The 16,625-nt window shown below is 64.9% G+C and carries 12 protein-coding genes; 5 read left to right on the plus strand and 7 right to left on the minus strand.

The genetic code is table 11. From position 1 onward, the window contains the following. Nucleotides 1–101: 101 nt before the first annotated feature. The 6 genes from B7G66_RS05325 to B7G66_RS05350 form a co-directional block, all read right to left on the minus strand. Nucleotides 102–506 carry an NUDIX hydrolase gene (locus tag B7G66_RS05325; RefSeq protein ID WP_003621017.1) on the minus strand — a complete coding sequence of 135 codons (405 nt, stop codon included), beginning with the start codon at nucleotides 504–506 and terminating at the stop codon, nucleotides 102–104. After that, nucleotides 506–2,080 (minus strand): DHA2 family efflux MFS transporter permease subunit, encoded by a 1,575-nt coding sequence (locus B7G66_RS05330; protein WP_003621018.1) that lies wholly within the window; start codon nucleotides 2,078–2,080, stop codon nucleotides 506–508. Before B7G66_RS05330 ends, B7G66_RS05325 begins: the two co-directional genes overlap by 1 nt. Further along, nucleotides 2,077–3,168: an HlyD family secretion protein gene (locus B7G66_RS05335; protein ID WP_003621019.1), complete on the minus strand. Its 1,092-nt coding sequence runs from the start codon at nucleotides 3,166–3,168 to the stop codon at nucleotides 2,077–2,079. The genes B7G66_RS05330 and B7G66_RS05335 overlap by 4 nt, the downstream gene beginning before the upstream one ends. Before the next feature lie 150 nt (nucleotides 3,169–3,318). Continuing rightward, the gene (locus B7G66_RS05340) at nucleotides 3,319–5,073 is read right to left on the minus strand and encodes an ABC transporter ATP-binding protein (protein ID WP_040512487.1); all 1,755 of its coding nucleotides are present in this window, start codon (nucleotides 5,071–5,073) and stop codon (nucleotides 3,319–3,321) included. Nucleotides 5,074–5,275: 202 nt separating this feature from the next. Beyond that, nucleotides 5,276–6,580, minus strand: coding sequence for a CCA tRNA nucleotidyltransferase (locus tag B7G66_RS05345; protein WP_003621023.1), 1,305 nt, complete (start codon nucleotides 6,578–6,580; stop codon nucleotides 5,276–5,278). Nucleotides 6,581–6,649: 69 nt separating this feature from the next. After that, nucleotides 6,650–7,237 (minus strand): DUF1285 domain-containing protein, encoded by a 588-nt coding sequence (locus tag B7G66_RS05350; protein WP_048858903.1) that lies wholly within the window; start codon nucleotides 7,235–7,237, stop codon nucleotides 6,650–6,652. Between the two features lie 258 nt (nucleotides 7,238–7,495). On the opposite strand from B7G66_RS05350, the gene B7G66_RS05355 reads away from it, so the two are divergent. From B7G66_RS05355 to B7G66_RS05375, 5 genes are all read left to right on the plus strand, one after another. Then, complete coding sequence (locus B7G66_RS05355) at nucleotides 7,496–8,545, plus strand: AAA family ATPase (protein ID WP_040510945.1); 1,050 nt, start codon at nucleotides 7,496–7,498, stop codon at nucleotides 8,543–8,545. Nucleotides 8,546–8,619: 74 nt separating this feature from the next. Next, nucleotides 8,620–9,642 (plus strand): DUF58 domain-containing protein, encoded by a 1,023-nt coding sequence (locus B7G66_RS05360; RefSeq protein ID WP_003621028.1) that lies wholly within the window; start codon nucleotides 8,620–8,622, stop codon nucleotides 9,640–9,642. Further along, nucleotides 9,639–12,482: a DUF4159 domain-containing protein gene (locus B7G66_RS05365; RefSeq protein WP_003621029.1), complete on the plus strand. Its 2,844-nt coding sequence runs from the start codon at nucleotides 9,639–9,641 to the stop codon at nucleotides 12,480–12,482. Before B7G66_RS05360 ends, B7G66_RS05365 begins: the two co-directional genes overlap by 4 nt. Next, complete coding sequence (locus tag B7G66_RS05370; protein WP_040512494.1) at nucleotides 12,482–14,623, plus strand: glutamine amidotransferase; 2,142 nt, start codon at nucleotides 12,482–12,484, stop codon at nucleotides 14,621–14,623. Before B7G66_RS05365 ends, B7G66_RS05370 begins: the two co-directional genes overlap by 1 nt. A 104-nt stretch (nucleotides 14,624–14,727) precedes the next feature. Beyond that, nucleotides 14,728–15,330 (plus strand): ankyrin repeat domain-containing protein, encoded by a 603-nt coding sequence (locus B7G66_RS05375; protein ID WP_003621033.1) that lies wholly within the window; start codon nucleotides 14,728–14,730, stop codon nucleotides 15,328–15,330. A gap of 32 nt (nucleotides 15,331–15,362) precedes the next feature. Here the strand turns inward: B7G66_RS05375 and B7G66_RS05380 are convergent, their stop codons facing one another. Further along, on the minus strand, nucleotides 15,363–16,616 hold the full coding sequence (locus tag B7G66_RS05380) for a DNA adenine methylase (RefSeq protein WP_003621035.1): 1,254 nt from the start codon (nucleotides 16,614–16,616) through the stop codon (nucleotides 15,363–15,365). Between the last annotated feature and the right edge of the window lie 9 nt (nucleotides 16,617–16,625).

Genomic DNA, 16,625 nt, shown 5'->3' on the forward strand with positions numbered 1-16,625 from the left:
TTTTGAAAAAAGGCGGCGTCTTCTGAAGCTTTTTAGAAAAAGCTCTACCAAAAACCTTTATAATTTCAGGGTGTTATAAAGCCTGACTTTTCAAACACCCCTTACAACTGGCGAAGCGCAGGCATGACCTGAGTGCGCAGCAGCGGGGCCAACAGTGGCTCGGCCTTGGGATCATGAAGGTCAATCCAGCGAATTTCCGCAATTTCCGCCTGCGCCTGTGGAACGCCTGACAGGTCCGCCAGCCAGATATCGGCATGCACCGTCCGCCCGGCCTCATGCGCGGCAGGGGCCTTATACCGCCCCAATGGCCGCGCACCACCCGGGTGCAGGGCACAACCCAGTTCCTCCATCACTTCACGTTGCAAGGCGGCAAGACCTTCTTCCCCGGGTTCGGGCTTTCCCCCCGGCAGCATGAACAGTCCCGTCCCCACCTTACGCACGCACAACAGGGCGCCATCACGGACGATCGCGGCACAGGCAACGCGGATGTCCCCATCCGCCGCCATTACTTGTCCCCTCCCTTGAGCGGCGACATCAGGAAGCAGAACGGCACCACCAGAAGCGATCCGATCCCAAGGATCATGAACACCTCGTTATAGGCAAGGATCGCGATCTGTTTGGAAAACTGCTGGTACAGCTTTCCCATGGCCACGGAATTGACGACAGGTTCGGCAAAGCCCCGCGCCACCGCCGCGATACGCGCCTGTGACAGATATTCGTTAAAGGGCTGATGGAACGGCGTCATCCAGTGGACCATATTGCTCTGATGTGCCTGGCGCAGTTCCGTCACCATCGCTGTCGCCCCGGAGATACTGAGCGATCCCAGCACATTGCGCGCCATGCTGAACAACGCGGAACCATCGGCATTAAGTTCACGCGGCAAGGTGGCATAGGTGATGGTCGAAATCGGCACGAACAGGAAAGCCATGGTGGCCGTCTGGCTCATACGGAACAAGACGAGATGGCGGAAATCCAGTGCCGGGACCAGCCGCGCCGACCACAACATCGACATGCCCATCAGGAAAAAGCCAAAGGCGATGATGTAACGCAGTTGCACCTTTTTCATCGCCATGCCGACAAGCGGGATCAGGATGATGACGGCCACACCGCCGGGCGACAGGATCAGGCCCGACAGGGTCGCGGTATAGCCCATGACCTGCTGCGCAAACTGCGGCACGATAATGGCAGAGGAATAGAGCAACGCCCCCACCGCCCCCATCAGCGCAGTGCCGACCGCGAAATTCCTGTCCTTGAACACCCTTAAATCCACGGCCGGTTTCTTGGTATGCAACAGCCAGGCAATGGCCCCGCCGATACCCAGCACCGCCAGGATCGCCATGATGACAATGATGCGCGACCCGAACCAGTCTTCGTCCTCGCCACGATCGACCGCGACCTCCAGACAGCCGAACCCGATGGTGATCAGGCCGATCCCGATGAAATCCAGCGGGGCCGGCTGCTTGCGCGCCCATGGCGGGTCCTCGATCATAAACGACACCGCAACCGTCGCCAGTGCGCCGACGGGCACATTGATGAAGAACACCCACCGCCACGAATAATTGTCGGTAATCCACCCCCCGAGCGACGGCCCGATGACGGGGGCCACCACGGTTGCAATCGCCGTCAGGCCAAAGGCCGCAGCGCGTTTTGCCGGGGGAAAGGTATCAAGGATGATCGATTGCTGGTTCGGTTGCAGGCCGCCCCCGAAAAACCCCTGCAACAGGCGGAAGAAGATCAGTTCAGGCAGGCTGGTCGAAATTCCGCACAGGAACGAAGAGATCGAGAACATCGAAATACATATCAGGAAGTATTTCTTTCGCCCGAACAGCTTCCCCAGCCAGCCGGAAATGGTCAGCACGATGCCGTTGGCGACAAGGTAGGATGTCAGCGTCCATGTCGCATCATCATAGGTGGACGACAGGTTCCCCGCGATGTGCGGCAGGGAGACGTTGACGATGGTGGTGTCAAGGATCTCCATGAACGCGGCAACCGTGACCACCACGGCAATCAGCCACGGATTATGCTTCGGCTTCCACGCCTGTTCGGCGTGGCCATCGGTGGGGGCTGCCGCCGCACTCATCGCGTGAAGACCGTGGGTTCGACCGACAGGCCAAGCGACAGCGGCAGGTCAGGACGCAGCCCTTCGTCGATCAGGATCTTGACGGGGACGCGCTGGACGATCTTGACGTAATTGCCCGTGGCGTTTTCTGGCGGGAAGGCGCTGAAGGTCGCACCGGTGCCCAGCTGCAACGAATCAACATGCCCCTTCAGCTTCAGGAACGGATAGGCGTCAACCGCGATATCCACCTTCTGCCCCGGACGCATGTTCGCAAGCTGCGTTTCCTTGTAATTGGCGACGATCCACACCTCGGGCTCCACGATGGAAAAGAGCGTCTGCCCCACCTGTGCAAGGGTGCCGCGCTCGATATTACGCTGCGAGATCCAGCCATCATGCGGTGCGCGGATCACGGTCCATTCAAGGTTCAGCTCCGCCTGCCGCAGCCGGGCTTCCGCCTCATGCTCCTGCGCCTGCGCCTGGGAAACCTTGCTCTGCGTGCTGGAAATATTGGGCTCCACCGGCAGGGCCTGCTGCAATTCGCCCTGCGCCTGCAACACGCGGGCCTTTGCCTCGTCCAATGCCGCGGTGGCGTAATCTATGTCCTGCTGCGACGTGGCGGCACGGGCAACGGAATGCTGCCGCCTGAAATCGGTCTGCGCGCGGAATTCCTGCGCCTGTGCGCCCTGCAACGCGCCTTGTGCCGCCAGCAGGTGGCCGGGGAAGTTCTTCTGCGCAACGGCAAGCATCAGTTCGGAACTTGCAACCTGTGCGCGGGCCATTTCCAGGTTGGCCGCGGCCTGGTCGCGTTCGGCGCGCCAGTCACGGTCATCAAGCCTCGCAAGGACCTGCCCTTCATGGACGAACTGGTTGTCATTGACCAGCAGCTCGGTCACGTAACCACGCACATGCGGTGCGATCGTGACCGCACGGCCAGAGGTAAACGCGTCATCGGTCTCCACCTCGCCCCGATGCAGGAACCAGTACACCGCCGCAGCAAGGACCAGCGCGACGAGTACCGCGATCAAGATGATCTTGCGGGACGATTTTTCCGTGGGCTTGTGGTCGCTTGCCTGTGCTTTGTCTGGCGTCTGGGCTTCATCACCGGCCATGTGGTTCCCTCATTTCGTGCGATTCGTATCTTCCGGCTTCGCGCAGCGCGACCGTATTGACCGAACGGGTCGGTCAATGCATGGCACGAACGCGAAGCGACTTCAACCATCGTGCATGGCTTATTCGCCCCTAATGCACCAGCAGGCGCACTACAGGCCAAAAGCCTGTGTTCGGACCATACGGGCATAGACGCCGTCATGGCGCATCAGGTCATCGTGGGTGCCACGTTCGACGGCCCGCCCTTCGGCCATCACGACCACCAGATCTGCGGAACGAATGGTGGACAGGCGATGGGCGACGATGATGGTCGTCCGCCCGTGACGCAGATGCGCCAGCGCCTGCTGCACGGTGGCCTCGCTTTCGCTGTCAAGCGCGCTTGTCGCCTCGTCCAGCAGCAGGATGCGCGGATTGCGCAGCAGCGCACGCGCCAGGGCGACACGTTGACGCTGCCCCCCCGACAACCTCTGCCCCCCCGGCCCGACGATGGTGTCATACCCATCGGGCAACGCCATGATGAACGCGTCCGCCGCCGCCGCACGGGCTGCCGCACGCATCTGCGTTTCATCGGCATGGCGGTTGCCCATGCGGATATTGTCCCCCACCGACATGTCGAACAGCAGCGAATCCTGACTGACATAGGCAATGGCATCGCGCAGGTCCGACAGGATCAGGTGGCGCAGATCCTCCCCATCCAGCACGATTCCGCCGCCGGACACGTCATGCAGGCGCGGCACCAGCGACAGGGCCGTGGACTTCCCCGCCCCCGATGCCCCCACCAGTGCAACGGTCGTACCGGGACGGGCAACGAAATCCAGCCCCGCCAGCCCCATCCGCCCGTCGGGATAGACGAAGGACACATCATTGAAACGCAGATCCCCCCGCCCGGCGGGCAGGGGCCGCGCGTCGGCGGACTGACACACTGCGGCGGGTTCATCAATGACCTCAAAGACACGCTGTAACCCGCCCATGCCTTCTTGCAGCGCGACATTGAGCGTGCCAAGCGCGCGCAGCGGCCGCGCCGCAAGCAGCAGCGCTGCGACAAAACCGGAAAAATCCCCCAGCGTCGCGCCACCCTGCGTCGCGCGCCACCCGGCAAAACCAAGCACCGCCGCCACCGCGATCCCGCCCAGCACCTCCAGCATCGGGTCCACGCGCGCACGCCCCCGCGCAATGCGCAGCAGGCCGGCATGCAGCATGTCGAGGACATGGTTCGCGCGCGTCTGCTCCACCGCCTCCAGCCCATAGACGCGGATGGTACGGGCCTGTGCAAAGCTTTCGGTCAGCAACGCGGCAGTACTGCCTGTCTGTTCATGCACCCCCCCCGATTCCCGGCGCAGGCGCTTACCCAGCCTGCGCACGGGCATTGCGGCGATGGGATACAGCACGGCGGCGATCAGGCTGAGTTCCCAATCCATGTAGAACATCGACACGATCAGGCCGACGACCGTCACGCCATCGCCAAGCGCGTTGGTCGCACGGATCATCGCCTCGCGGATGGAAACGGCATCGGTGGTGAACCGCGCGGCCAGCCGGGCCGGGGCCTCCGCCTCGATGCGGGAGATGTCGGCATTCACCAGATGGGCGAACATCCGCCCCTGCAGACCCCGGATGACCGACAGGACCAGCCCCTGCACCGCAACACTCTGCCCATATTGGGAAATGGCCTTGGCCGTGGTGATCAGGACCACCAGAATCGGAACCTGATACAGGATGCGCCTGTCCTGCGTTGCGAACATGTCCAGCGCACGCTGGATCACCAGCGGATACAGTGCGCTGAAGACCGCCATCAGGGCCGTCAGCACCACCACCCCCGCGATGCGCAGGCGATAATGGCTCAGCTCCTCGCGCCACAACCGACGGGCAAGCCCGTCGGCTGACGCCGGGGCATGGGGATCTGGCGGCATTATTTTTCCGGCGGCATCGGGCCGCGTCGATCGAACAACGTTCATACGGCCCTATAAACTCCTGCATGCCTTTAATGCAAAACCGGTTCGTGTTTTTTTTCATCGCCCCAGAAAAACGGCACTTAAAAACGGCACCCAAAAACGGGACGGAAAACCGGCACGGAAAAACCGGGACACCACGAAATCCGGTGTGGCGTGCCCCTCAGGCCCCCAGCACATGCCGCAGGTGCGCAAGGCAGGCGACGCGATCCGCCACGCATCCCCCCGACAGCCACCAGTCCCGCACCTGTGCCAATATCGCCCCCACACGGGGGCCGGGCGGACATCCGGCCGCCACCACGTCGCGTCCCGCCAGTGTAAAGACCGGGCGTGGGCATCGGGTTATGATGGCACGCAGGTCGTCCCACCCGACATCGGGGCGCCCCAGCACCTCCCCCTGCCGCAGCCATGTGCGGGCGATCAGGATATCGGTCGGGTCCGCCACCAGCATGCGCGCGATCTCCGCTCCTGTCATGCCCGGATGAAGGCCATCGCCCCCGCCATGCAGTGCCCCATCATGCACCGCCCGCACGAAACGTTCATCCGCGCGCGACAGCCGCAGCCGTTGCGCCACCACCTGCATGTCCCCCACAAACAGTGCCGCGCACCGCAGCAACGCATCTGCCGGCCCATAGCAGGCCAGCAGCCGCCCAAGGCGTGAAAGGTCGTAGCCTTCGGGCAGGATACGGGCCAGCACGCCGCCATGCTCCATCAACGCCAGTGTGGCCGCAACCCGTGGTCCGCTCAGGATACGGCGCAGTTCGGACCATATCCGTTCAACCGACAGGCGTTCGACCATGGGGGCCAACGCGGTTGCCGCCGCCATGGCATCCGCATCGGGCACGTCGCCACCATAACGGGCATTGAACCGGAAAAAACGCAGGATACGCAACGCATCCTCCGTAATACGGGCGTGCGCGTCCCCCACGAAACGCACACGTCCCGCCGCAAGGTCCGCCCGCCCGCCAAACGGATCATGCACCACGCCCGCACGGTCGCAGGACATCGCGTTGATGGTGAAATCACGCCGGGCCGCGTCCTCGCGCCAATCATCGGTCCATGCAACCTGCGCGTGGCGGCCATCGGTCTGTTCATCACGGCGCAGGGTCGTAATTTCGTAAGGGCGCCCCTCCAGCACCGCCGTCACCGTCCCATGCGCCAGTCCCGTCGGCACAACCCGGATGCCCGCAGCGCCCAGCCGCGCCATGACGTCCTGCGGGGGAAGCGCCGTGGCCATGTCCATGTCCGACACCGTACGTCCACACAACAGGTCCCGCACCGCACCGCCCACCAGCCGTGCATCAGGCACGATGTCCCATATCCGCGCCAGTGTCGCGACAGTCTCCGGCCGCGTGCGGTACAGCCGCGCCAGCGGGTCAGAGGCAAGCTGAACATGGGCAGGCTGAACGGGGGCGGACTGACGGGGCGTAGGCTGGGTGGGGGCAACTGGCGGCAGGGCATCGTTCATCGCCCGTCCCCTGTGCAATAAATCCCCCCACGCGCCCCGAAGCATCGGCACATCAGACGGGGCGTGGCGTCATTGCGCACAGCCATCCCCGTCATCATCGTCGCCCATATCCCCCTCCCTGCAACAGGGCAGGCGGCCAAGGGGGAAAAAGACCCCGCCGCTCCAGACCCCAAGGCAGGGGGCGCCGTGGCAATGCCCCGGCACCGCAAGGGCCGCAAGTTCGTAATAGACAGCCCGCGATACCCGTGCCTCGATCGGCAGGGGACCATCGCCCGGCCGCACCTGCACATACGGCACCGCCCCGGCCCCGTCCTCGTCACAGGGACGGTCCCAGTCGACACGAATCGGATGGTCCGGCCCGGCACAGACTACCTGATCCACATTGGTGCGAAAGGACAGGACCTGGTTACGGCCACAGCCGCACCATTCAAGGCTGACGGCGACAAAGGGCGCGTCCTCCACCTCTATCGTGCCGGATTCCACCGGGGTCTGCAGCCGGAACGCCCCGGTCAGGTCACGCCGCAATGTGGAGGCGAACAGGCAGACCATCGGCTTGCGCGTAATGGGCGAGCCACGATACAGCCACGTCCCGTCCCGGCGGATCAGGAAAGGCAGCGCCCCGCATGACGGACCGCCCGGCCCCATGGATGCCCCCATGGATGGCCCCGTAGATGCCCCCGTGGCCGCGCGCGCCCCTTGCGAAGGCATGCCCGGACCGGCATCGTGCCCATGTAGCCCGGCAACGGAACCTGCCGCAGCGGGGCGGCCAGCAGCGGGGCGCATGCCACCGAATGTGACTCTCGTCTCGAAATCGTCCGTCAAGTGCGTTAACCCGAACATTATGAAACCTTGCTCCACCTGATATAGGGAGCAACCCCGGCTTGATGAAACCCCCGGACGTGTCAGACTGAAGGAATGATGACCTCCGATGCCTTTTCCCCCTCCCGCGCGGAGCCTGCGAACATGACGATATCCTCCCCCCCCGATGCCATACAGGCCGCGGCGATGGCCGATGCCACTGCCGCACGGCTGCGCGCCGCCCGTGCGGAGGTGGGCAAGGTCATACTGGGACAGAATCGCGTGATCGACCTTGCGCTGACATCCCTCCTCGCGGGGGGGCATGCGCTGCTGGTGGGTGCGCCGGGGCTGGGCAAGACGTTGCTGGTCACGACCATCGGGCGGGTGATGGGCCTTGATGCACGCCGGGTGCAGTTCACGCCAGACCTGATGCCGTCTGACATCCTCGGCAGTGAAATCCTTGACGAGGACGCACAGGGGCGGCGCAGCTTCCGCTTTGTCGCCGGACCGGTTTTCTGCCAGTTGCTGATGGCCGACGAAATCAACCGCGCAAGCCCGCGCACACAGTCCGCCCTGCTGCAGGCGATGCAGGAACACCATGTCGCGATCGCAGGCACCGACCATGCCCTGCCGCGCCCGTTCCACGTGCTGGCGACGCAGAACCCGATCGAACAGGAAGGCACCTACCCCCTGCCCGAGGCGCAGCTTGACCGCTTCATGATGCAGATCCTGCTTGATTTCCCGGACCTTGAGGCCGAACGCGCCATGCTGCTGGCCACCACCGGCACCACGCAGGCCACGGCGGAACCTGTCATGAGCGCGCATGACGTCATCGCGGCGCAGCAGGTCGTACGCGCCCTGCCCACGGGGGAAAAGGTGGTGGACGCCATCGTCCGCCTGGTGCGCGAGGCCCGCCCGGAAACCACCAGCACCCCCGCGATCCGCGATACCGTGGCCTGGGGCCCCGGCCCGCGTGCGGCACAGGCGCTGATGCTGGCGACGCGGGCACGCGCGCTGCTTGACGGGCGGCTATCGCCCACGCTGGATGACGTCGCAGCACTGGCGCACCCCGTACTGGCGCACCGCATGGCCCTGACCTTTACCGCACGGGCCGAAAACCAGAAACTGGAGCAGTTGATCGACGGACTGCTTGGGCATCTGGGCTGATATGGGTCGTGGCTGATCATATGCCCGCGCCCGCTTTCCTCAGACGCTTCTTTCCACGCGCCAGAAGGGGCGTCATGGGAAATACCCCAGGTCATGGCGTGGGGGATACCGTGGGGAAAAGCGCCACCGTCGGGACCACCACGTCCGCTGTCCTGCCCTCTGGTATCCTGCCCTCTGGCCTCTCCATGGCCACGCAGGACGGACCCGCCCTGGCACGTGCGCTGGCCGCGCGGATGCCTGCCCTGATCATGACGGCACGCCGGATCGCACAGGCGGTACAGCAGGGCGGGCATGCCCGACGCCGGGCCGGATCGGGAGAAAATTTCTGGCAATACCGCCCGGCACAACCCGGGGAGGCCGCATCGCGCATCGACTGGCGACAGTCCGCGCGCGGCGAACGTCCCTTTGTGCGCGAAAACGAGGCACAGACAGCCCAGACTATTTTCATCTGGTGCGATAACAGTTCTTCCATGAACTGGCACTCCTCCGACACCCTGCCGACCAAGGCGGAAAGCGCCCTTGTGCTGGCGCTGGCGCTGGCGGCGATGCTGCTGCGGCAGGGGGAACGCGTGCGCCTGCTGGGCGCGGATGGCGCGACGGTCACGGCCATATCGGGTAATGGCGGGCTGGAGCGCATGTCGATAGTGCTGATTGATGCGATGCGCCGCCCTTCCCCGCCCGCAACCCTGCCACAGGCCGGACATCTTGCGCGCAATGGGCGACTTGTACTGCTGGGGGACGGGTTATACGATCCGGCCGCATTTTCGGGCCTGTTGCGCGCGGCGCTGGCGCGACAGGTGCGTACCAGCCTGATCGAGGTTATCGACCCGGCAGAACGCGACATGCCTTATGCCGGGCGCACGCGGTTCATGGGGCTGGAGGATGAAGCCCCCCTGACCCTGTCTGCCGGGACGGACCTGCGCACCGCCTATCGTGCGGCATTCACGCAGCATCAACAGCAGCTTTCGGACCTGTGCCGCGCCGGCGGGAACGCGATGATCACCCAGACCACTGACCAGCCCCCCGAACGTGCCCTGCTGGCGCTGCATGCGCAACTTGCCGCGGCCCACCATACAGGCGGGGGGATGCGCGCATGATCCTGGCCGCACCATGGGTCTTGTGGGCGTTCGTACTGCTGCCGGTGGTCTGGCTGCTGTTGCGTGCGCTGCCGCCGCGTCCGCGCGAACAGTCCTTTCCCCCCATCGCCCTTCTGCGCGGGCTGGGCGCGCGCAATGATGACGTGGCACGCGCGCCGCTGTGGCTGCTGATCCTGCGTTGCATGGCGGTGGTCCTTGTCATCACGGCCTGCGCACAGCCTTTCATCACGCGTGACCGCGCAGGCATCAGCATGTCTGCGGACACGCTGCTGGTGATCGACAATGGATGGGCCGCCGCCCCCGGCTGGACACAGCGCCTTCGCGCGGTGGACAGCATCCTTGAACGGCTGGCGCGCAATGGGCATTCCGTGCGCCTGCTGCTGACGGCGCCACCCACGGGAAATGAGGTCATGCGGGTTGGCGATGCGCAGGACCCTGCGATCATGCGCACGATACTCGCCCCTTCGGAACCGCAGCCATGGGGGGTGGACCGCCGGGCCGCCACCGGGGCGGTGCGGGCGCTGCTGCAACATGGCTGGCACGGGCCGGTGCTTTATCTGGCGGACGGAATGGCGACGGGCGATGACGCGGCGTTCGCCACGGCGCTGCGCGATGTCGGTCCGGTGCATGACCTGCGCCTGCCCGATGCGGATATCGTCACCCTTGCCCCCGGCCATAATGGTGCCGAGGCGCTGGACCTGCGGCTACGCACGGTACCGCGTCCCGTCCTGCGCCAGGTCAGCGTGCGGGCGCAGACCATCGACAACAGCACGCTACAGGTCCTGCATGTTACGATGCCCCCTGATGCACGTCAGGCCGATGTGCGGCTGACGCTGCCGGTGGAACTGCGCAACCAACTGGACCATGTGGAGGTCGATGCCATCAATGGCCCCGCCAGCGTACGACTGCTGGATGAAAATGACCGCAGGCGCCCGGTGGGCCTGATTTCGGGCAACGCGTCGGATACCCCCCTGATGGGCAGCCTGTTCTATCTGCGCCGGGCGTTGGCGCCGGGGGCGGAACTGCGCGAAGGGACACTTGACACATTGCTGTCGCGTCCCCTGTCCATCCTGATCGCCCCGGACGGCACGCTGGGCAGTCCCGATGCACGCCACAAGGTCGAGGAATGGGTCCGCAGGGGCGGCACACTGATCCGCTTTTCCGGCCCGCTGCTTGTACAGGCCGCGGGTGGCACCGGCATTGCCCCCCCCGTCCCTGCCGACGGACCGCGTACCGATACACCCCCGGCCGAGACCACTTCGCGCGATATACACGGGGCCAATACCTCTGTGGCGGATACCCTGCTGCCGGTGCCGCTGATGGATGGGGAACGCGTGCTGGGTGGTGCGATGTCGTGGAGCAAGCCTGAACATCTTGCCGCTTTCGATGCGCGCTCGCCCTTCCATGACCTGCCGGTGCCTGCCGATGTCACGGTGTCCAAACAGGTGCTGGCACGGCCCTCGACCGATCTGGACACCCATACATGGGCCCGGCTGGTGGACGGGACGCCGCTGGTGACGCATGCGGCACTGGGGGCGGGACAGGTTGTGCTGTTTCATGTCACCAGCACGGCAGACTGGTCCAACCTGCCGCTGTCCGGCCTGTTCGTCGGCATGCTGCAACGGCTTGGCGAACGGGCGGTCGGCATTGAAACCCCGGCGGACCAGAGCCTGCTGTCACCTTACATGACGCTTGATGGCGCGGGGGTGGAAGGTCCACCCCCCGCAGGCGCGCAGGCCGTACGTGCCGATGCGTTCGGACATATCGCGGTATCCGCGGCGCATCCGCCGGGCCTGTACGGCCCACGCGCGTCGCGCCGGGCGCTGAATATCGGCGATGATGCGGGGGAAATGCTGCCGCAACAGCCGGTTGGTACGGTCATGGACCTGCGCGGGCAAACCCCCGACCTCGCACTGGGACCGATCCTGGCGGTATTGGCGCTGGGGCTGGTTCTGGTGGACGGGATCGCCGCGATCCTGATGCGTTCGGGCATGATCCGCGCGGGCGGGGGGCGCACGAACGGACGGCGGGCGGGACTTGTCAGCGCCGTCATCCTTGCGGCACTGGCATCGGCGCCCTCCGCGCCCGCATGGGCCGAAACACGCGACGTGCCGGGGGCGGCACTGGAAACGCGTCTGGGCTATATCATCACGAACCACGCCGATATCGACGACGTCTCGCGCGAGGGGCTGCAGGGCCTGTCGGATTACGTGAATGCCCGCACCTCCGCCGTGCTGGGCCATCCCGATGCGCTGGTGCCCGAACGCGATGACCTGTCTTATTATCCCATGATCTACTGGCCGGTAACAGCGGACGCCACCGCCACACCCGCGCGCACGGCGGCGCTGAACGCCTATATGCGCCATGGCGGTATTCTGATGATCGACACGCAGGGGCAGGACCCCGCCACGGCCCAGGCGGGAAATGACGACAGCTTTACCGGTTCCGCCCCCGGAACCGCGGCCGCATTGCGACGCATGACGGCGGGTCTGGACATCCCGCCCCTGACGAAGCTGGATGACCACCACGTCCTGACGCACACGTTCTACCTGCTGCATGACTTTCCCGGCCGTTATGACGGGATGCCCGTATGGGTTGCGCAGGAAGGCGACAGCACCAATGATGGCGTCAGCCCCGTCATCATCGGCAGCAATGACTGGGCGCATGCATGGGCGGTGGATGACAGTGGCGGCACGCCCTATGCCACCATCCCCGACGGCCCCGAACAGAGGACGCTGGCCTATCGCTTTGGCGTCAATGCCGTGCTGTATGCCCTGACGGGGAATTACAAGGCAGATCAGGTCCATGTCCCGGCCCTGTTGAAGCGCCTGGGGGAATGATGCCGTCACTTGACCGCCTGCATCACATGATCGGCTTTCAGCCGCTGGTACCACCATGGCTGCTCTGGGTGCTGGGCGGCGCGCTTCTTGCGATGGGTGCATGGGGGATCGCACGCCGCGCACGGGGCACCACGTGGCGGGTGCTGGCGGGTGCCGGGCTTGTACTATGGCTGTCGGGGCCACAGCGGTTACGCGAAAGCTGGCATCCCCTGCCGCAGACGGCGCTTGTGGTGGTGGACCAGTCGGCGTCCATGTCCATCCGCGACCGCGCGGTCATGGCCCATCGCGCCGCCGAACGCGTGCAGGAGGAAATCGGCCATATCGACGGGTTGCAGACCCGCACCATTACCGTGCGCGACGCCCATCATGACGGCACGCGCCTGTTTTCCGCCCTGACACAGGCGGCATCGGACATCCCGCCCTCACGCCTGGCCGGTGCGGTCATGATTACCGACGGGCAGGTTCACGACATCCCGGCCCAGTTGCCCGAAGTCCTGACACCACCGGATGCGCAGGGCCATCGCCTGACCCTGCCGTTGCATGTGCTGCTGACGGGACAGGGCGAGGAAACGGATCGCCGCCTGCGCATCCTGCAGGCGCCGCCTTATGGCATCGTGGGGCAGGACGTGACGATCCGTGTGGAAGTGGACGACCTTGGCCGTCCCGACGCCCGGAACGCCACGACGGAACTGACGATGACACAGGGCGGCGCACAGCCCAGCAGCCGGATCGTACGGATCGGACAGCCACAGGACATCACCCTGCCTGTTACCCATCCTGGCCCGATGCTGGTGGGACTGTCGGTACCGGAACTGCCCGGTGAGGCATCGGATATCAACAACCGCGATATCGTGCGTATCAACGGCGTGCGCGACCGGCTGCGTGTATTGCTGGTTTCGGGCACGCCCAACCAGGGCGAACGCGTATGGCGGCGGCTGCTGAAGGCCGATCCGTCGGTCGATCTGGTCCATTTCACCATCCTGCGCCCACCCGACAAGGATGACGGCACGCCGCTATCGGATCTCGCGCTGATTGCATTTCCCGTCAACGAACTGTTCCAGCAGAAGATCGGGCAGTTCGACCTTATCATCCTCGACGGGTTTGAAAATCACGGCATCCTGCCCCAGGCCTATCTGCGCAACATCGCCAACCATGTGCGCGAGGGCGGCGGCCTGCTGCTGATTGGCGGGCCGGAGTTCATCGGTCCGGGGTCGTTGCAGGACACGCCCCTGTCGGAAATCCTGCCTGCCCATATCACGCCCGACGGGGTGAGGAACGAGAAGTTCCGCCCCATGCTGACCGAAGCGGGGCAGCGTCATCCCGTGACGGCGCGGCTGCCCGGTGCCCCGGCATCAGCCGGCGGGCCGGGCTGGGGGCCATGGTATCGCAGCCTGGCATCCGATTCCGTCAATGGGGAAGTGCTGATGACCGGCCCGCATGAGCAGCCTCTTCTGGTGCTGGACCATGCGGACAAGGGACGTGTGGCCTTCCTGATGTCGGATCAGGCGTGGCTGTGGTCGCATGGAGAGGGCGGCGGAGGCCCACAGTCCGAACTGCTGCGGCGGATTTCACACTGGCTGATGAAAGAGCCGGAGCTGGAGGAAAACCAGCTTGAGGCAGAAATCACGGGCGGGCAGCTCAACATCACCCGTCGTTCTCTCCTCCCCGCGCCACCCGCGATGGTGCGCGTGACCCATCCCGACGGCACGATGCAGCAGGTCCCCCTGACCGCGACAGGGGACAAGGGCGTCACCACGGCGCACCTTCCGGCCCGCGAAAACGGGATCTGGAGCGTACGTGACAGCGATGGGCATGAGGCATTCGCGGCCCCCCGCGCCGAAGATCCGCAGGAATTCGCAGACCTGCGCGCCACCGCAACGCGCCTGCAGCCGCTTGTCGCGATGACGGGCGGTGGCATGCACTGGCTGGGAAAACGGGCGGAGAGCGCATCACTGCCCGCGATCGGAATGGTCAATGGCGCGGCGCATTCGACGGCTGAGCGTTTCGACTTTCCCGACCGCCATGCCCATATCGTGACCGGACAGCAGGCACATGCGTTGCTGCCGCCATGGGCGGTGCTGCTGTTCGTGCTGTCGATGCTGATGCTCGGCTGGTGGCGCGAAGGGCGCGCACGGGCATGAGACTAAAGTTTGCGTTACCCTGCCACCGTGCGATATTGCTGCGCTACGGGGTAATGCACACCTGCATCGCGTACGGCGCGCGGCGTTTATTCATGGGACACGACATGCTTTCCAGACCAGGCATCGGGCTTCTTGCGGCGTTTTTCCTGTCGGCCGTTCCTTTCGCCACCGTGCCGCTGCACATGGCCCATGCGCAGGATGCCGATGATGCGGAAGCCGAGGCCGACGCCGCCGATGCCGCCAAGAAGGCGGAGGCCCGACGCGCCGCCAAGGCCGCCGCCCCCCCGGCCGCCCTGCCTGGTGCGGAGTCGAACGAAGAAGTGCGCGGCCATGCCAGCAATGACATGAACCCGACCGATGCCCTGTTCGACGCCATTAACCGTGGCAGCCTTGGCGCAGCGAAAGAAGCACTGAACCGTGGGGCGGACATGACCGCGCATAACGTGCTGGGCCAGAGCCCGCTGGACATGGCCATCGACCTGAACCGCAACGACATTACATTCCTGCTGCTGTCGATGCGCACCTTCTCCGATTCCGACCCACATTTCGCATCCGGTTCGACCCAGGGGCCGGACATGGATGAAGCCGCGGATACGGTCCGCACGCCACCTCTGGCCGGGCGGGCCAGACATGTTGACTCACGCTATGACGTAACCGGTGGCCATGCGAAACCGGCGGCGGGCTTCCTCGGGTTTGGCGGTAGCTGACGCACACCACGCGGCTGGCACCCCAGGCCCTTTCACCCCCCGGCAGAAGCCGTTTCGGGATGCTGCGCCAGGATGCGCGCCTCCGCCATGCGGATTTCGTCCACGATCTGTGTCACCGTGCGCGTGCATCGCTGCCCCACACGCGTCAGGAGGATGAATTCCACATTCATCGGTTTGGATGAAAAACGCTGGCTGCTGACGCGGTAACGCTTGTAGCCGCGTGTAAAGACCGATACCTGCCCCAGCGCCCGGTTCGCCGCGACCATATCAGGCAGGTCAATCATCCCGTCAGTGCTGTAACTTGTGGCGATCCAGCGCACGGGCAACGTCTCCAGCAGGCGGGCATAGGCCTGCGTGGCGCGATCGCGGTAATTATAGGCGCTGCGCCGCACGGTGCGCCAGTCAGTGCGGATCGCAGCCTTGTCACGTCCGCTGATCTTGGGTGAAAGGGCAGGCTGGTCCCACAGCACGATGCTGTTGAGGACATGGTAATTCGCGCCATAGGGATGCTGGTTATAAGGCGGGTCGATATAGGCAATGGCCGGACCGCGAAGATAGGGGCGCAGGTTGCGCGCAACGTCCTGCGCATCGGCGCGCAGCACAACATTGTCACGCCCATTATCAAGGAACGTCGCAGGGCGCAGGCACAGGTCGGCGGCGATACGGTACAGCGCGGTGCCCGTCCGTCCACCCCACCCATTGTGAAACCCCTTGAACAGGCCACTGGTATTGCTGTTGTAACATGCACTGAACAGCAAGGGCGCCAGAAGGCACGCGCGCTGCACTGGCGACAGCAGGCCCTCGGCCTCCCACGTTGCCACCTGTTCACGGATGGCGTCGATCCGCCGCCCGTTCTTGCGCATATAGAACATGCGGTCACGCGCCACATCATAGGCGTCGTCATCGTCAGGACAGAGGTGACGCGTCACCCATCCATCCACCGGCGGTAACGCATTGAGGCGCGCCATGACCTCCTCATACCCCACACCATTGAAAAACAATGGTGCGCGCTGCGCCAGAAGGTAACAGTTGCCAAGAACCTCGCCATAAGGTTCCCAGTCATTGGCAATCACGCGAAAGCCCATCTGCTTGGCCAGCCGCCCGACAACCCCCGTTCCGGCGAAGAGGTCTACGAAATCTGTGGCATTGGGGGGCTCCCCGGTTGCCGCGATCGCCCTGGCGATCAGGTCGAGCAGCTTTCGCTTGCTACCGATATAGGGAATGAGCTGGCTGAACAGGAAATCGTCGGTACTGTTCGCGGAATGCGCTGTGCGGTTCCATTCCATCGCCTGCCG

It is taken from the genome of Novacetimonas hansenii JCM 7643 (assembly GCF_000964405.1).
In the GTDB taxonomy this organism is placed as follows: domain Bacteria; phylum Pseudomonadota; class Alphaproteobacteria; order Acetobacterales; family Acetobacteraceae; genus Novacetimonas; species Novacetimonas hansenii.

Bases quoted from the DNA above. Each gene is read 5' to 3' on its own strand.
- B7G66_RS05325 (WP_003621017.1), bottom strand. From the start codon at position 506: ATGGCGGCGGATGGGGACATCCGCGTTGCCTGTGCCGCGATCGTCCGT.
- B7G66_RS05330 (WP_003621018.1), bottom strand. From the start codon at position 2,080: ATGAGTGCGGCGGCAGCCCCCACCGATGGCCACGCCGAACAGGCGTGG.
- B7G66_RS05335 (WP_003621019.1), bottom strand. From the start codon at position 3,168: ATGGCCGGTGATGAAGCCCAGACGCCAGACAAAGCACAGGCAAGCGAC.
- B7G66_RS05340 (WP_040512487.1), bottom strand. From the start codon at position 5,073: ATGCCGCCAGATCCCCATGCCCCGGCGTCAGCCGACGGGCTTGCCCGT.
- B7G66_RS05345 (WP_003621023.1), bottom strand. From the start codon at position 6,580: ATGAACGATGCCCTGCCGCCAGTTGCCCCCACCCAGCCTACGCCCCGT.
- B7G66_RS05350 (WP_048858903.1), bottom strand. From the start codon at position 7,237: ATGGGGGCATCCATGGGGCCGGGCGGTCCGTCATGCGGGGCGCTGCCT.
- B7G66_RS05355 (WP_040510945.1), top strand. From the start codon at position 7,496: ATGATGACCTCCGATGCCTTTTCCCCCTCCCGCGCGGAGCCTGCGAAC.
- B7G66_RS05360 (WP_003621028.1), top strand. From the start codon at position 8,620: ATGGGAAATACCCCAGGTCATGGCGTGGGGGATACCGTGGGGAAAAGC.
- B7G66_RS05365 (WP_003621029.1), top strand. From the start codon at position 9,639: ATGATCCTGGCCGCACCATGGGTCTTGTGGGCGTTCGTACTGCTGCCG.
- B7G66_RS05370 (WP_040512494.1), top strand. From the start codon at position 12,482: ATGCCGTCACTTGACCGCCTGCATCACATGATCGGCTTTCAGCCGCTG.
- B7G66_RS05375 (WP_003621033.1), top strand. From the start codon at position 14,728: ATGCTTTCCAGACCAGGCATCGGGCTTCTTGCGGCGTTTTTCCTGTCG.
- B7G66_RS05380 (WP_003621035.1), bottom strand. From the start codon at position 16,616: ATGGAATGGAACCGCACAGCGCATTCCGCGAACAGTACCGACGATTTC.